Genomic DNA, 15,702 nt, shown 5'->3' with positions numbered 1-15,702 from the left:
GGCCTTCGAGTCGCCGGATGCGTTTGTCGCCACCATGTTGCCGATGGCGCAACAGGCCGCCGACCGCATCGGCGTCGACCCGCTGTACCTGGTGGCGCAAGCCGCACTGGAAACCGGCTGGGGCAAGTCGGTGATGCGCCAGCAAGATGGCAGCAGCAGTCACAACCTGTTCGGCATCAAGGCCACCGGCAGTTGGCAGGGCGCCCAGGCGCGGGCCATCACCAGCGAGTTCAGGGGCGGGCAGATGGTCAAGGAGACAGCGGAATTCCGTTCCTACGATTCCTACCAGGACAGCTTCCATGATCTGGTGACGCTGTTGCAGAGCAACAATCGTTATAAAGAAGTGCTCAATGCGGCCGATAAACCGGAGCAGTTTGTACGCGAATTGCAGAAGGCCGGTTATGCGACCGACCCTGAGTACGCGAGCAAGATTTCGCAGATAGCCAAGCAAATGAAAACCTACCAGAGCTACGCCTCGACGGGTTCTCTCACGAATTTATAAGGTTTGAACCATGGCGAGTTTGATCAACATCGGGATGTCGGGGCTCAACGCCAGTCAGGGCGCATTGGCGACAGTCGGCAACAACATTGCCAACGCCAATACCTCGGGCTATTCGCGTCAGCAGATCGTCCAGGGCAGCGCCGCGTCGCAACAGGTGGGCGGGGTGTTTATCGGCACCGGCACCACCCTGGCCGACGTGCGCCGCGTGTACAACTCCTACCTCGACGCCCAGTTGCAAACCACCACCTCGCTCAATGGCGATGCCCAGGCTTATCTCGACCAGATCGGCACGGTCGACAAACTGCTGTCGGATAAAAACACGGGCGTATCGGCAGCCCTGAGCAGCTTTTTCAGCTCATTGCAAACTGCCGCCGCGGCGCCCGGTGATGTGTCCGCGCGGCAGTTGTTGCTGACCAGTGCGCAAACCCTGAGCAACCGCTTCAACTCGATTTCGACCCAGCTCAACCAGCAGAACGAAGGCATCAACAGCCAGCTGGACACCCTGACTTCGATGGTCAACCAGCACACGGCCACCATTGCTTCGCTGAACAAGCAGATCGCCCAGGCCACCACGGCGGGCAATACGCCGAACAACCTGCTGGATGCGCGTAACGAAGCCGTGCGCAGCCTCAACGAGCTGGTCGGGGTGACGGTTCAGGAACACGACAACGTCTACGATATTACCCTGGGTACCGGCCAATCGCTGGTGCAGGGCAGCACCTCGAACACGATTTCGGCGGTGCCGGGCAAGGTCGATAAAAGCCAATACAGCATCCAGGTCAACTTCCAGCAATCGAGTTCGGATGTGACCTCGGTGATCAGTGGCGGCAAGATCGGCGGCCTGCTGCGTAACCGCGACGATGTGCTGGCCCCGGCGATGAACGATTTGGGCCGTACAGCCATTGTGGTCGCCGATGCGATCAACCAGCAGCTGGGCCAGGGCCTGGATGCCAATGGCGAGTTCGGCTCGTCGTTGTTCAACAGCATCAACAGCATCAACAGTGCCACGGCCATCAGCCAGCGCAGCCAGGCGGCGACCGGAAATATTGGCGCAGGCAACTTCAATGTCAGCATCGCTGACAGCGGCGCGCTGACCGCCTACGACTACCAGGTCACGTTTACCAGCGCCACCGAGTATTCGGTCAAGCGCTCCGACGGCACCGATATGGGCGCATTCGCCACCACGGACACCCCGGCCAAGGTCATTGACGGCTTCACCCTGGACCTCAAGGGCGGCCCGATGACCGCTGGTGACGCGTTCAAGGTCAGTCCCACCCGCAGTGGTGCAGGCAATATCGGCGTGCAAATGAGCGATGCCAATAAATTGGCATTTGCCGGGCCGCTGGTGGCTGGCCCGGGCAGCTCCAATACCGGTACGGGGACGGTGGGTAGCCTCAATCTGTCGTCAGCGCTGGATATCTACGGCGGCGTCAATCTGGGCAAAGCGCAAAGCGATATTGAAGGCGCCATGCCGGTGCGCATTGCCTTTGACGAAGCCAGCGCGGATGGCACCCAGAGCTACCGGGTACTGAACGAGGCCGGCAAGGAAATCGGCAAGGGCAGCATCGTGCCGGGCCAGGACAACAAGGTCACGATCAATGTGCCCGTGACCAACGCGGACGGCACCACTACAAACGTGGGGTTCGACACGGTGATCAGCGGTTCGCCGGGCAAGGGTGACAGCTTCGATATCAAGTTCAACAAGGACGGCAAGGCCGACAACCGCAACGCCAACGAACTGCTGGGCCTGCAAACCAAGGCCACAGTGGGCGTAGGCAAGGACGGCACTGGCGGCGTCAGCATGGCTACTTCCTACAGTCAGTTGGTGTCCAAGGTGGGCGGTAAAGCCAGCCAGGCGGCGGTCGACGGCACCGCCAATGGCGCGGCTTTGGCCTACGCCAAAGAGGTGCGCAACTCGGTATCCCAGGTCAACCTGGACGAAGAAGCCTCCAACCTGGTCAAGTTCCAGCAGTACTACACCGCCTCGTCGCAGATCATCAAAGCGGCGCAAGCAACCTTCAGCACGCTGATCAACAGTCTTTAAGGGAGCCCGCGACGATGCGTATTTCAACTTCGCAGTTTTTTGAATCGACCAGTGCCACCTACCAGAACAACTTCTCGTCGGTGATCAAGACCCAGAGCCAGATCGACTCCGGCGTGCGCATCCAGACCGCTGCCGATGACCCGGTAGGTGCGGCGCGCCTGCTGCAATTGCAGCAGCAAAAAGACATGCTGGCGCAGTACAGCACCAATATGAACAGCATCAAGTCGTCGCTGGGTGCCCAGGAAGCGGTGCTCGACAGCATCAATAACTCATTGCAAAAAGCCAGTGAACTGGCTCTGGGCGCAGGCAGCGGTAAAAGCGATGCCGATCGCCTGGCCATCGCCAACGAACTGGGCAGCATTGAAGAACAGGTGTTCAGCCTGCTCAACAGCAAGGACGCCTCGGGCAACTATATGTTCTCCGGCTCCAAAACCGACACCCCGCCATACACCCGCAACAATGATGGCACCTACAGCTATCAGGGCGACGATACCCAGCTCAACCTCAAGGTTTCCGACACCCTGACCCTGGCCAGCAGCGACACGGCCAGGAGCATCATGGAAGGCGCGACCAACACCGGGCGTACCCAGGCGACTTTTGTGCCCGGCGTGGATGCCAATGGCGAGCCGACCGTCAATGACGGCAAGCTCTCGGTGTCTGCCGGTCTGGTCACGTCAAGCGCGGTGTTCAACAAGAGTTTCGCCGAAGGCCAGCCCTATACGCTGAAATTCAGCAGCAGCACCGAGTACACCCTGACTGACCGTGACGGCAATGACCTGACCTCGCAGGTGGCGGGCAACGGGGTGTTCGACCCGACCAAGGATGGCTCGCAGAGCATCAGTCTGCGCGGCGTGTCGTTCGATATCACCCCCAATCTCAAGGACGTACCAGCGGCTGAGCGGGATGCGTTGGTGGCGGGGCGCAGCTTTACGCTTGAGGCCAAGGCGGACACCATCAATACCTCGCGCACGCCGGGCAACGGTTCGACGGCGCAGATTACCAATTCCACGGTGACCGACGCCCAGGCCTATGGCGACAGCTTTCCGAGCAATGGCGCGGTGATCAAATTCACCAGCGCCACTGAATACGAAGTCTATGCCCAGCCGCTGAGCGCCGACAGCAAGTCGATTGCCCAGGGCACTGTTGATGGTGGTGCGCTCGGGATCAAGTTCGACTTCGCTGGAGCACCGCAGGCGGGCGACCAGTTTGTCGTCAACCGCAACAACCACCAGAGCCAGAACGCGCTGGACACCATCAGCCAGCTGCGCAAGGCCCTGGAAATCCCCAGCGACAAAGACCCGCTGGCCCAGCAAACGCAAAAGGACGCGATCAACTCCGCGATCGGCAACCTGAAAAACGCCAGTGCCGGCGTTGACAGCGCCCGCGGCTCGATTGGTGCGCGCCTGAAGGCGGTGGATATTCAGGCGGATGAAAATATCAGCCTGGGCCTGGCCAACGACTCCACCACGGCGGCGATCGGCAACACCGACATGGCGGGGGCGTCCATCGAACTGGCGTTCCAGAAAGCCATGCTTGAAGCCTCGCAACTGGCGTTCGTGAAAATCTCCCAGCTGAGCCTGTTCAACCAGCTCTAAACAGCGGTGCAGGGGGGGCTAATGTGGGAGCGGGCAAGCCCGCTCCCACAAAATCGCCTTTCTGGCTGTAATGTTTTGTATAAAACCGCACAAAATAGCGTGACCTATGAGTCATAACGGGCATCTTCACTGTATCGTGTGAAACGTACGGGCGGGTGCCGGGCCTTTTTCGGGCTGTTTTGTTTATTTTTACGCACCCACACAAGCCCTTTTATTGTCAGCGCCCCTCGATTATGTGAGCGGGTGATCTCCAGCTATTTAGTATTGGGAAGCCACAATGATTGGCATTAAAAGCATCGCCAGTTACGTGCCAGCAAGCGGTGTAGACAACTACGCGCAGGGCGCGAAGTTCTCCAAAGACGAAGAATTCATTCTGGGCAAGATCGGTTCGGCGTTTCTGCCGCGCAAAGACGCTGACCAGGAAACCTCCGACCTGTGTGTTGAAGCAGTCAACGCACTGTTTATCAACAATCCTCAGCTTAAACGCGAATCCATCGACGCGTTGATCGTCGTTACCCAGAACGGCGACGCTGAAGGCCTGCCGCACACCGCGGCCATTGTCCAGGACAAGCTCGGTCTGCCGACCCACGTTGCCGCCTTTGATATCTCCCTGGGCTGCTCGGGTTATGTCTACGGCATCTACGCGATGAAAGGCTTTATGGAAGCCGCTGGCCTGAAGAACGGTCTGCTGGTGACGGCCGACCCGTACTCGAAAATCGTTGACCCGGAAGACCGCAACACCACCATGCTCTTTGGCGACGCCGCCACCGCTACCTGGATGGGCGAAGACGCTCCCTGGCAGCTGGGCAAAGCTAAGTTCGGCACTGACGGTTCGGGTGCGCCGCATCTGAAAGTCAGTGATGGTGTGTTCTTTATGAATGGCCGCCAGGTGTTCAACTTCGCGCTGCTCAAAGTGCCTGCGCACTTGAACGAGTTGCTGGAAGAGTCCGAGCTGACCTCCAAGGATATTGACGCGTTCTGCATCCACCAGGGCAGCGCGGCCATCGTTGATGCCGTGGCCCGCCGTTTTGAAGGCGAGCCGGAGAAATTTATCAAGGATATGGTCGAGACCGGCAACACCGTGTCGTCGAGCATTCCGCTGTTGCTGGAAAAGCACGTGATGGATGCCACCTGGAAGCGGGTGGCGCTGAGCGGCTTTGGTGTGGGCCTGTCGTGGGGCTCGGCGATTATCTATCGCCCGTAAGCATTACGTTGAAACACCAAACGCCCGTGGCCCTAAAGCCATGGGCGTTTTGCTTTCTGGCAGGGCTGATTGAAACTGTGGGAGCGGGCTTGCTCGCGATGGCATCACCCTGGTTTGCCTGAAGCACCGCGCCGCCCGAATCGCGAGCAAGCCCGCTCCCACACTGGGGGTGCCCGGCAGCTCATCGCCCCGCTAACCCCCTGAATTACAAGGCATGGCCCCCTGGCCTGCAAAAAAAAACAAAATAACCCTCAAGCAACCGACATTCACGACGATAACTATTACGAAGGTTCTCTAGGCCACACCCGGCGGTTGCCAGGGCCGGAAGCCGCAGTATTCATCCAATGAGGATTTCGTCATGGCTTTATCAGTAAACACTAACGTCACGTCCCAGACCGTTCAGAAGAACCTGAACAAAGCCGGCGACTCGTTGAGCACCTCGATGACCCGTCTGTCGTCCGGCCTGAAAATCAACAGCGCCAAAGACGACGCTGCCGGCATGCAGATCGCCAACCGTCTGACTTCCCAAGTTAAAGGCATGACCGTTGCCATCGCCAACGCCAACAACGGCTCGTCGATTGCACAGACGGCTGAAGGCGCGATGCAAGAGTCGACCAACATTCTGCAACGTTTGCGTGAACTGGCCCTGCAGTCCGCGAACGGTGATAAAAGCGCTGATGACCGTGCGTCCCTGCAACAAGAATTCACAGCGAAAGTCGGTGAACTGACCCGTATTTCGTCTACTACTACTTTCGGTGGTCGTAACCTGCTGGACGGCTCGTTCCAGAACCAGGCTTTCCAGGTCGGTGCTGATGCCAACCAAACCATCTCGTTCGGTATGAGCGATATCAGTGCTACGGGTTTGAAGGGTACTTTTGGTGAGGCGAATGCTATAGGCGGCACAACGACACTGGAGGCTAGCGTTACAGGGAGTGTGTTTAAAGCTGGTTCATTTGGTGCAACTGGTGGTGCGGCATTTGCTGCCCCTACGGTGGCTACCCCCGCTACAACAGCTGAAGGCACAATTACTATTGCTGGCAAAGATATTGCTGTTACTGATAAATCTACTGCAGAAACTACAGCAGCAGCTATTAATAAGCTCACGAAGGATACGGGTGTTACAGCTACTCTTAATGCCACTAAGGCGTTGATTTTGACGTCTGATACTGCTTTTGACGTTTCAAGCTCGTATACCGGCGCAGGCTTCACAGCTACAGCAACTGCAGCAACTGCAGCAACTGGCCTTAAAGCTGATACTCAAATCAGCATCAACGGCACTGCAGTTGACTTGAAGAAAGGTAACGAGCTGGATGATGTTATTGGGTTAATCAATGCTAAAGCCACCGTTGACAAGACTGGCGTTACAGCAAGCTCTCAAGATGGTCGCTTGGTTCTGACCTCTGCCGATGGTAAGCCTGTGAGCCTTGCCAACGGTGCTGACGCTACTACAGGTCCTGGCTCCTTGGCTAAGTTGGGTCTGACTACAGGCAGCACCCAAGCAAAACTGACCGCTGACACTTCCGTTTCGTTCAACGGCGTTGAGGTGAAGTTCAAGAAAGGCGATTCGATGGATACCATCGTTTCCTCGATCAACAGCGCAAGCACTGGCGTAACTGCCAGCAAAAATGCTGATAACTCGTTGAAGCTGTTCTCCACCAAAGACATCACCATTGCTGATGGTAGCGCTGGGACTGGCCTGGCTTCTTTGGGTCTGACGGATACGGTTAAAACCACTACAGCCAACACTGTCGAAACCACCGTCTCCGACCTGAGTGTATTGACTGCCGAAGGCGCTCAGCAAACCATCCAGGCCCTGACCGGTGCAATCCAGCAGATCGACACCCAGCGTTCTGCACTGGGTGCCGTACAAAACCGTTTCGATAGCACCGTATCCAACCTGCAAAGCATCTCCGAGAACTCGGCTGCTGCACGTGGTCGCGTACAGGACACTGACTTCGCATCGGAAGCGGCCGAGCTGACCAAGCAACAAACCCTGCAACAGGCCGCTACCGCGATCCTGTCCCAGGCTAACCAGCTGCCTTCCGCTGTGATGAAACTGCTTCAGTAATTTCAGCGACAGGTTGAGAACAAAAGGGCGCGTTTACGTGCCCTTTTGTTTTTTTAGCATTTCGCACTTGAAGGTGGCACGAATTGTGAAGCTGCCTGCAGTCTTGGCACTTGCTTCGTCAATAAAGCGGTAGCCACCGGACAAGGAGAATACAGATGGCCAGTTCTACGATTACCGGCGTCGGTTCGGGTTTTGACACCATCGGGATTGTGAAAGCCTTGGTTGATGCTGAAAAAGCGCCCAAGCAAAGCCAGATTACCGCGCAACAAAAAGACACCACCATTCAGTTGTCCGCTGTGGGCACAGTAAAAGCGTCGCTCGAAACCTATCGTGCAGCCATTGCCAAGCTCAACAGCGTCTCCAGTTTCAATGGTCTGGCCGCTACGTCGTCAGACGAAAAAATTTCCAAAGTCACCATTGATGACAAAGCCTCCACCGGCACCTATGCGCTGGACGTGAGCAAGTTGGCGACCTCGTCAAAAATCACCAGTAAGGTGTTTGAGGGTGGTACTTCCTCGGTCGTAAACTCAGGCACTGAGCCTACGACCCTGACCATTTCGCAGTCCGGCTCTGACTACAATGTGTCGATCCCCGCAGGCGCAACCCTGCAGCAGACCCGTGAGGCGATTAACACACAACTGCAATCCAAAGGCATCAGCGCCAACGTCTTGACCGACGCCAACGGCTCGCGGCTGGTGATCGGCTCGCAGACCACCGGCAAGGGCACCGATATCACCATCAGCGGTGATTCAGACCTGTCGACGGGCTATGACGCCGGTAAACCGCCGGTGAATGCGGAATACACCATCGATGGCATCGCCATGGAGTCGTCGAGCAACAAGGTCACGTCGGCCATTAGTGGCGTGACCCTGGAGCTGATTGATACCAAGGCGTCCACTATCACGGTGGCTTCCAATACCGCAACGCTGAAAACCTCGGTACAGTCGTTTGTCAGTGCCTACAACGCGCTGTTGACCAGTATCAATACCCAGACCAAGGTTACGGCCACCGGTGATGCGGCAACCACTACCTCGGGCGCTCTGACTGGCGATGCGTCGATGCGTCAACTGGTCAGCGGCATTCGCAACGAGCTGCTGCAAAACTCTGCCTCGTCGAGCATGGGCAGCTTGTCCCAGATGGGGATCAGTACCGATCAAAAAACCGGGTTGCTGACATTGGATGACAAGCAGTGGGACGCTGCAGTCGCCAAGCCCAATGGCGCAACTGAAATTGCCAAGGTGTTTAGCGGTGATAACGGCCTGGTGGCGCGGATGACCAAGGCGACCGATAGCTATGTGGGTACGACCGGGCTGCTGGCCAGTCGCGTGACTGACTTGAATACCAAGCTCACGGACCTGACCACTCAGCAAGCGGATCTGGATCGACGCATGGACAGTCTGAAGACGTCGCTGACTTCCAAGTACACCGCAATGGATACCCTGATCGCCAAAATCAACGCCAGCAGTTCCAGCATCATGACCACGCTCAATTCCTTGAATAACCCTAAATCCGACTGATTTGCCGTGCCCTGGCCGCTAAAGCTTTGGGCGCTGCAGTCGATAAAAAGATCAAGAACCAAGCATTTTTGCCTGACACCGTAATGAGGTAAGAACATGAACCCGATGCGCGCCCTTCGTCAGTATCAGAAGGTTAATTCCCACGCTCAAATTTCCGAAGCCAGCCCCCATCGTCTGATTCAGATGCTCATGGAAGGCGGCCTGGACCGTATGGCCCAGGCCAAGGGCGCGATGAGCCGTGGTGATATCCCGCAGAAGGCCATGCTGATTACCAAGGCCATCGATATCATCACCGGCCTGCGTCAGGGCCTGGATGAAGAAAAGACCGATGACAAGGCCGCGCTGGAGCAACTGGACAGCCTGTACGAGTACATGGCCGTGCGCCTGACCCTGGCCAATGCCAAGAACGACCCGGAAATCATCGATGAAGTGGCGCGCCTGCTGATCACTGTAAAAAGTGGTTGGGATGCCATCGCCCCGCAATAAGCCAGAGGAGTGCGTCATGAGCCAACTGCAACGTATTCAGGAAACCCGCGAAGCGCTGATTGATGCCCTGGCCGAGCGCAACTGGGATGCCATCGGCGAGCTGGATTCGGCCTGCCGGGTGTGTGTCGAGAATGTGCTGGACGAAGCGCCACTGGACGAGGCTGTTTTGCGCGAAAATCTGGAGGGGTTATTGGTGGTGTATCGCATGTTGCTGGAGGCGGCTACTGATGAGCGCCAGGCGGTCGTTGAGCAGATGGGGCAGATCAACCAAGCAAAAAATGCGTCAAAGGTTTACCATCTATTCGGTTAAGGCCTAAAGAATATGTGGTTAATTGCGTTTTAAACCGCCATAAATTTGACTCGGCACAGTTTTTTGACTTAACTAGCACGTTATTCTGTATTCAGTCGTCTTAGATATCCAACAGGGTTAGGACGTCTACATATGTCCTGCCATCCGGGGCATTGAGTTGACTAGGGAAGTTGCTATTGCATGTGGCGTGAAACCAAAATCCTGCTGATCGATGACGATAGCGTCCGCCGCCGTGATTTGGCGGTGATCCTGAATTTTCTTGGCGAAGAAAATCTGACCAGCCCCAGCCACGAATGGGAGCAGGCTGTCAGTGCCTTGCCGTCCAGTCGCGAAGTGCTATGCGTGCTGGTCGGCACCGTGAGTACTGCCGGTGGCTTATCAGGACTGCTTAAGACACTGGCCGCGTGGGATGAGTTCCTGCCGATCATGCTTTTAGGTGAAGTTTCTTCTCTCGACCTGCCTGAAGACCAGCGCCGCCGGGTGTTGTCCAGCCTCGAAATGCCCCCCAGCTACAGCAAATTGCTTGATTCCCTGCACCGTGCCCAGGTCTATCGCGAGATGTATGACCAGGCCCGCGAGCGCGGCCGTCATCGCGAGCCCAACCTGTTCCGCAGCCTGGTCGGTACCAGCCGGGCGATCCAGCATGTGCGCCAGATGATGCAGCAAGTGGCCGATACCGATGCCAGCGTGCTGATCCTCGGTGAGTCCGGCACCGGCAAGGAAGTGGTGGCGCGCAACCTGCACTACCACTCCAAGCGTCGCGATGCGCCGTTTGTGCCGGTCAACTGTGGGGCGATTCCTGCCGAGCTGCTGGAAAGTGAGCTGTTTGGCCATGAGAAGGGCGCCTTTACCGGGGCCATCACCAGCCGTGCCGGGCGTTTTGAGCTGGCCAATGGCGGCACCCTGTTCCTCGACGAAATCGGCGATATGCCGCTGCCGATGCAGGTCAAGCTGTTGCGTGTGTTGCAGGAACGTACATTTGAGCGTGTGGGCAGCAACAAGACCCAGTGTGCCGATGTGCGGATCATTGCCGCCACCCACAAAAACCTTGAAAGCATGATTGAAGTCGGCGCCTTCCGCGAAGACCTGTACTACCGCCTCAACGTATTCCCGATTGAAATGGCACCGCTGCGTGAGCGGGTCGAAGATATTCCGTTGCTGATGAACGAGCTGATTTCGCGCATGGAGCACGAAAAACGCGGTTCGATCCGCTTCAATTCCGCCGCCATCATGTCGTTGTGCCGTCATGCATGGCCGGGTAACGTCCGCGAACTGGCCAATCTGGTGGAGCGCATGGCGATCATGCATCCGTACGGGGTGATTGGCGTTGTTGAGCTGCCGAAAAAATTCCGCTACGTGGATGACGAGGACGAGCAACTGGTCGACAGCCTGCGCAGCGATATGGAAGAGCGTGTGGCGATCAACAATGCCACTACCGACTTCGTGGCCAGTGCCAACGCGATGCTGCCGCCCGAAGGGCTGGACCTCAAGGATTACCTTGGCGGGCTGGAGCAAGGTCTGATCCAGCAGGCGCTCGACGACGCCAACGGAATTGTGGCGCGTGCGGCAGAACGCTTGCGGATTCGTCGTACCACCCTGGTCGAGAAAATGCGCAAGTACGGCATGAGTCGTCGCGAAGGTGAAGAGCAGGCAGATGATTGACGCGTGACTTTGTGGGAGCGGGCTTGCTCGCGATAGCATCACCGCGTTATTCCTGACACTGCGAGGCGCCCAAATCGCGAGCAAGCCCGCTCCCACATAAGCCGGGGCTTGCATAGCGGTTCGCTTGTGTTAGCTATTCAGGCACGGGTATTGCTTCGCTTGGTCTAACGGACCGTTTTATGACGGTCAGCCCAGCGAGTACGCCCCATGCCTCAAGCCGCCGTCCAGTTGTCCTCGGCCCCCGATCCCTACAGTCTGCTGGAAGCCCGCGTCTCGGAGCTGACCGGCGAGCTGGCAGTGGTCAGTGCGCAGCGCATGGCCGAGCTTGCAGAGAAAGAGCGGCTGGCCAATCGCTTGCAACACCTGCTCGATCTGCTCCCTGGCGGGATCATCGTGATTGATGATCGTGGTCGCGTGCGCGAGGCCAACCCCGCAGCCTGCGAGCTGTTGGGCCTGCCGCTGGAAGGCGAGTTGTGGCGCCATGTGATTGCCCGCTGTTTTGCACCTCGTGAAGACGACGGCCACGAAGTATCGCTCAAGGACGGTCGGCGCCTGTCGATTGCCACCCGTTCGCTGGATCCCGAGCCCGGGCAACTGGTGTTGCTCAATGACCTGACAGAAACCCGGCGCCTGCAAGACCAGCTCGCCCGCCATGAGCGCCTGTCGTCTCTGGGGCGCATGGTTGCTTCCCTGGCCCACCAGATTCGTACGCCGCTGTCGGCGGCGCTGATCTACGCCAGTCATCTCACCGAGCAGGCGCTGCCGGTGGAAACCCAGCAGCGCTTCGCCGGGCGTCTCAAGGAGCGCCTGCACGAGCTGGAGCATCAGGTGCGCGACATGCTGGTGTTTGCGCGTGGCGAACTGCCGCTTACGGACAGGGTCACCCCCAAAGTATTGATGCAGGCCCTGCAAGCCGCCGCGCAAACCCATGTGCAGGGTGTGGCGATCCGCTGGCAGTGCGATGCCTACACGGGGCAGTTGCTGTGCAATCGCGACACCCTGGTCGGCGCGCTGCTCAACCTGATCGAAAACGCCCTGCAAGCCGGTACGCCACAGGTGCGGCTCAAGGTGCATCTGTATCGCCGCGACAACAGTTTAAGGGTGTGTGTCAGCGACAACGGCAGTGGCATTGAGCCGCAAGTGCTGGCGCGCCTGGGCGAGCCGTTTTTCACCACCAAGGCCACTGGTACAGGTCTGGGCCTCGCGGTGGTCAATGCCGTGGTGCGTGCGCACCAGGGGCAATTGCAATTACGTTCGCGGCTGGGGCGTGGCACCTGTGCCTTGCTTAGCTTGCCGCTGATTCCCGTTGTAGCGGAGGCAAACTGATGGTGATGCGAATTAACGTGCTGTTGGTCGAGGACGACCATGCGTTGCGTGAGGCCCTGGCAGACACACTGTTGCTGGCAGGTCACGGTTTTCGCGCCGTCTGTTCGGGGGAAGAAGCCCTGGCTGCGGTGATGCTGGAGCCGTTCAGCCTGGTGATCAGTGACGTCAATATGCCCGGTATGGATGGCCATCAGTTGCTGGCCCGCCTGCGCGCCTCCCAGCCGCAATTGCCGGTGCTGCTGATGACGGCTCACGGTGCGGTGGAGCGGGCGGTGGATGCCATGCGTGAAGGGGCGGTGGATTATCTGGTCAAGCCGTTCGAGCCCAAAGCCTTGCTCGATCTGGTGGCCCGCCATGCTCTGGGCAGCCTCGGCGTGGCCGACAGCGAAGGGCCGGTGGCGGTGGAACCGGCCAGCGCACAGTTGCTGGAGCTGGCGGCACGGGTGGCGCGCAGTGATGCCACGGTACTGATCTCGGGCGAGTCGGGCACTGGCAAAGAGGTGCTGGCGCGTTATATCCACCAGCATTCCCATCGGGTGGATCGGCCGTTTGTGGCGATCAATTGTGCGGCGATCCCCGACAATATGCTCGAGGCGACCCTGTTTGGTCATGAAAAAGGCGCCTTCACCGGCGCCATTGCCGCCCAGGCCGGCAAGTTCGAGCAGGCTGATGGCGGCACCTTGCTGCTGGATGAAATTTCCGAAATGCCCTTGGGTTTGCAGGCCAAGCTGCTGCGCGTATTGCAAGAGCGCGAAGTTGAACGGGTGGGCGGGCGCAAGCCGGTTGCGCTGGATATCCGTGTTGTCGCCACCACCAACCGCGACCTGGCGGGGGAGGTGGCAGCGGGGCGTTTTCGCGAAGATCTGTACTACCGCCTTTCGGTTTTCCCCCTGGCCTGGAGGCCGTTGCGTGAGCGCATCGCCGATATCCTGCCGCTGGCAGAGCGGCTGCTGGCCAAACACATCAGCAAAATGAAGCACACTGCTGTAGGGTTTTCGCCCGATGCCAAGGCGTGCCTGAGTGCATACCCGTGGCCGGGCAACGTGCGCGAACTGGATAACGCGATTCAACGGGCGCTGATCTTGCAGCAGCGCGGCTTGATCGAGGCGGCAGATTTTTGCCTGGCCGGGCCTGTGGCCTGTGCACCTTTGCCGCCATTGACGCGCCCTGAGCCGCTGGCGGTGGAAGTTGTGGAGTCGGCGGGCGGCTTGGGCGATGATCTGCGCCGGCGTGAGTTCCAGATGATTATCGACACCTTGCGTGCCGAGCGCGGGCGACGCAAGGAAGCTTCCGAGCGTCTGGGCATCAGCCCGCGCACCTTGCGCTACAAGCTGGCGCAAATGCGTGATGCGGGGATGGATGTTGAGGCTTATTTGTTTGCTGCCACCTGAGAGCGTCACTAAACCCCTGTGGGAGCGGGTTTGCCCGCGAAGGCATCACCGCGCAGCGCCTGATTCACCGCGTCGATTAAATCGCGGGCAAGCCCGCTCCCGCAGGGGCAGGTGTTATCCTTGTCTGCGACGTTTTGTAACGTTAATTGTTATAAAACGGCAAGGAGCTGGCACCCTTGTTGCTACACCTCAATATGCGCTGTGAAAGTGTCAAAAAAATGCGGGTCGTCGGAGGCACTGGTCCATGAGCCAAGGTATTGAATTTAATCGATTGATGTTGGACATGCGGGCCATGCAGATGGACGCCATGGCACAACCGAAATCGGCTGTGCAGGCCGCTCCCGAAGCGGGTGCCAGCAGCTTCTCCGACATGCTCGGTAATGCGATCAACAAGGTCAGCGAAACCCAGCAGGCGTCGAGTCAGCTGTCCAACGCGTTCGAGATCGGTAAAAGCGGTGTCGACCTGACTGACGTGATGATCGCCTCCCAGAAGGCCAGCGTTTCCTTTCAGGCCTTGACCCAAGTACGTAACAAGCTGGTTCAGGCTTACCAAGACATCATGCAGATGCCGGTTTAAGGGCGATATCAAGTCATGGCAGATGCACTCCCGGATAACGTTCCGGCCAAAGCAGGCGCAGGCGGCAAACCGCTGTTTGGCCTGACCTTTCTCGACAATCTGGGCGACATGACCATGCTGCGTCAGGTCGGCCTGATGGTCGGTCTGGCGGCGAGCGTGGCGATCGGTTTTGCCGTGGTGCTGTGGTCCCAGCAACCCGACTACCGGCCGCTGTACGGCAGCCTGGCCGGTATGGATGCCAAGCAGGTCATGGAAACCCTGGCCGCTGCAGACATTGCCTACACCGTCGAACCTAATTCTGGCGCCTTGCTGGTCAAGGCCGATGACGTCTCCCGTGCCCGCCTCAAGCTGGCCGCCGCAGGCGTGACGCCCACCGACGGCAATATCGGTTTCGAGATTCTCGACAAGGACCAGGGCCTGGGCACCAGCCAGTTTATGGAGGCCACACGCTATCGTCGTGGGCTTGAAGGCGAGCTGGCACGGACCATTTCCAGCCTCAACAACGTCAAGGGCGCGCGGGTTCACCTGGCCATTCCGAAAAGCTCGGTGTTTGTCCGTGATGAGCGCAAACCCAGCGCTTCGGTACTGGTAGAACTGTACTCGGGCCGCTCGCTGGAGCCTGGGCAGGTGCTGGCGATCGTCAACCTGGTGGCTACCAGCGTGCCCGAGTTGAGCAAGTCGCAGATCACCGTGGTCGACCAAAAAGGCAATCTGCTGTCGGATCAGGGTGAAAATTCCGAGCTGACCATGGCCGGCAAGCAGTTCGACTACAGTCGCCGCATGGAAGGCATGCTTACCCAGCGCGTGCACAACATTCTGCAGCCGGTGCTGGGCAATGACCGCTACAAGGCCGAAGTGTCGGCCGATGTTGATTTCAGTGCGGTCGAGTCCACCTCCGAGCAGTTCAACCCCGACCAGCCAGCCCTGCGCAGCGAACAATCGACCAGCGAGCAGCGCACTGCCAGCAACGGCCCGCAAGGCGTGCCGGGGGCCCTGAGCAATCAGCCGCCGAGCCCGGCC

The 15,702-nt window shown here is 58.5% G+C and carries 13 protein-coding genes; all 13 read left to right on the top strand.

Annotation, left to right across the window (positions count from 1 at the left end; genetic code table 11):
• Nucleotides 1–502, top strand: a 502-nt coding sequence (gene flgJ, locus GHO03_RS21185) for a flagellar assembly peptidoglycan hydrolase FlgJ (protein ID WP_153400475.1), incomplete at its 5' end; no start/stop codon positions are given.
• 10 nt (nt 503–512) lie between these two features.
• Nucleotides 513–2,546 (top strand): flagellar hook-associated protein FlgK, encoded by a 2,034-nt coding sequence (gene flgK, locus GHO03_RS21180; RefSeq protein WP_153400474.1) that lies wholly within the window; start codon nt 513–515, stop codon nt 2,544–2,546.
• Between the two features lie 14 nt (nt 2,547–2,560).
• Complete coding sequence (locus tag GHO03_RS21175) at nt 2,561–4,141, top strand: flagellar hook-associated protein 3 (protein ID WP_095032013.1); 1,581 nt, start codon at nt 2,561–2,563, stop codon at nt 4,139–4,141.
• A 277-nt stretch (nt 4,142–4,418) separates the two neighbouring features.
• The gene (locus GHO03_RS21170) at nt 4,419–5,345 is read left to right on the top strand and encodes a ketoacyl-ACP synthase III (protein WP_095002622.1); all 927 of its coding nucleotides are present in this window, start codon (nt 4,419–4,421) and stop codon (nt 5,343–5,345) included.
• A gap of 358 nt (nt 5,346–5,703) precedes the next feature.
• Nucleotides 5,704–7,413 carry a flagellin gene (locus GHO03_RS21165; RefSeq protein ID WP_153400473.1) on the top strand — a complete coding sequence of 570 codons (1,710 nt, stop codon included), beginning with the start codon at nt 5,704–5,706 and terminating at the stop codon, nt 7,411–7,413.
• Nucleotides 7,414–7,568: 155 nt separating this feature from the next.
• Complete coding sequence (gene fliD, locus GHO03_RS21160) at nt 7,569–8,930, top strand: flagellar filament capping protein FliD (protein WP_130872365.1); 1,362 nt, start codon at nt 7,569–7,571, stop codon at nt 8,928–8,930.
• Nucleotides 8,931–9,026: 96 nt separating this feature from the next.
• Nucleotides 9,027–9,416, top strand: a complete 390-nt coding sequence (gene fliS, locus GHO03_RS21155) for a flagellar export chaperone FliS (protein ID WP_016781581.1) — start codon at nt 9,027–9,029, stop codon at nt 9,414–9,416.
• Between the two features lie 16 nt (nt 9,417–9,432).
• Nucleotides 9,433–9,726, top strand: coding sequence for a flagellar protein FliT (locus GHO03_RS21150; RefSeq protein ID WP_095002618.1), 294 nt, complete (start codon nt 9,433–9,435; stop codon nt 9,724–9,726).
• 180 nt (nt 9,727–9,906) lie between these two features.
• On the top strand, nt 9,907–11,388 hold the full coding sequence (locus GHO03_RS21145; protein ID WP_095002617.1) for a sigma-54 dependent transcriptional regulator: 1,482 nt from the start codon (nt 9,907–9,909) through the stop codon (nt 11,386–11,388).
• A 207-nt stretch (nt 11,389–11,595) separates the two neighbouring features.
• The gene (locus tag GHO03_RS21140; RefSeq protein ID WP_095002616.1) at nt 11,596–12,714 is read left to right on the top strand and encodes a PAS domain-containing sensor histidine kinase; all 1,119 of its coding nucleotides are present in this window, start codon (nt 11,596–11,598) and stop codon (nt 12,712–12,714) included.
• Nucleotides 12,715–12,719: 5 nt separating this feature from the next.
• A complete protein-coding gene (locus tag GHO03_RS21135; RefSeq protein WP_153400476.1) occupies nt 12,720–14,105 on the top strand; it encodes a sigma-54 dependent transcriptional regulator in 1,386 nt (461 codons plus the stop codon).
• Between the two features lie 244 nt (nt 14,106–14,349).
• Nucleotides 14,350–14,682: a flagellar hook-basal body complex protein FliE gene (gene fliE / locus GHO03_RS21130; protein ID WP_016781577.1), complete on the top strand. Its 333-nt coding sequence runs from the start codon at nt 14,350–14,352 to the stop codon at nt 14,680–14,682.
• Nucleotides 14,683–14,697: 15 nt separating this feature from the next.
• Nucleotides 14,698–15,702 (top strand): flagellar basal-body MS-ring/collar protein FliF (gene fliF / locus GHO03_RS21125; RefSeq protein WP_153400472.1); only part of this gene is annotated, 1,005 nt, incomplete at its 3' end.

This window comes from Pseudomonas sp. FSL R10-1339 (genome assembly GCF_009600545.1).
Classification (GTDB): domain Bacteria; phylum Pseudomonadota; class Gammaproteobacteria; order Pseudomonadales; family Pseudomonadaceae; genus Aquipseudomonas; species Aquipseudomonas bubulae.
Note: the sequence above shows the minus strand (reverse complement) of the source record. Positions and strands in the feature narration are given on the sequence as shown.

Excerpts from the sequence above, each read along its gene's own strand:
- flgK (WP_153400474.1), top strand. The coding sequence starts at position 513 with ATGGCGAGTTTGATCAACATCGGGATGTCGGGGCTCAACGCCAGTCAG.
- GHO03_RS21175 (WP_095032013.1), top strand. The coding sequence starts at position 2,561 with ATGCGTATTTCAACTTCGCAGTTTTTTGAATCGACCAGTGCCACCTAC.
- GHO03_RS21170 (WP_095002622.1), top strand. The coding sequence starts at position 4,419 with ATGATTGGCATTAAAAGCATCGCCAGTTACGTGCCAGCAAGCGGTGTA.
- GHO03_RS21165 (WP_153400473.1), top strand. The coding sequence starts at position 5,704 with ATGGCTTTATCAGTAAACACTAACGTCACGTCCCAGACCGTTCAGAAG.
- fliD (WP_130872365.1), top strand. The coding sequence starts at position 7,569 with ATGGCCAGTTCTACGATTACCGGCGTCGGTTCGGGTTTTGACACCATC.
- fliS (WP_016781581.1), top strand. The coding sequence starts at position 9,027 with ATGAACCCGATGCGCGCCCTTCGTCAGTATCAGAAGGTTAATTCCCAC.
- GHO03_RS21150 (WP_095002618.1), top strand. The coding sequence starts at position 9,433 with ATGAGCCAACTGCAACGTATTCAGGAAACCCGCGAAGCGCTGATTGAT.
- GHO03_RS21145 (WP_095002617.1), top strand. The coding sequence starts at position 9,907 with ATGTGGCGTGAAACCAAAATCCTGCTGATCGATGACGATAGCGTCCGC.
- GHO03_RS21140 (WP_095002616.1), top strand. The coding sequence starts at position 11,596 with ATGCCTCAAGCCGCCGTCCAGTTGTCCTCGGCCCCCGATCCCTACAGT.
- GHO03_RS21135 (WP_153400476.1), top strand. The coding sequence starts at position 12,720 with ATGCGAATTAACGTGCTGTTGGTCGAGGACGACCATGCGTTGCGTGAG.
- fliE (WP_016781577.1), top strand. The coding sequence starts at position 14,350 with ATGAGCCAAGGTATTGAATTTAATCGATTGATGTTGGACATGCGGGCC.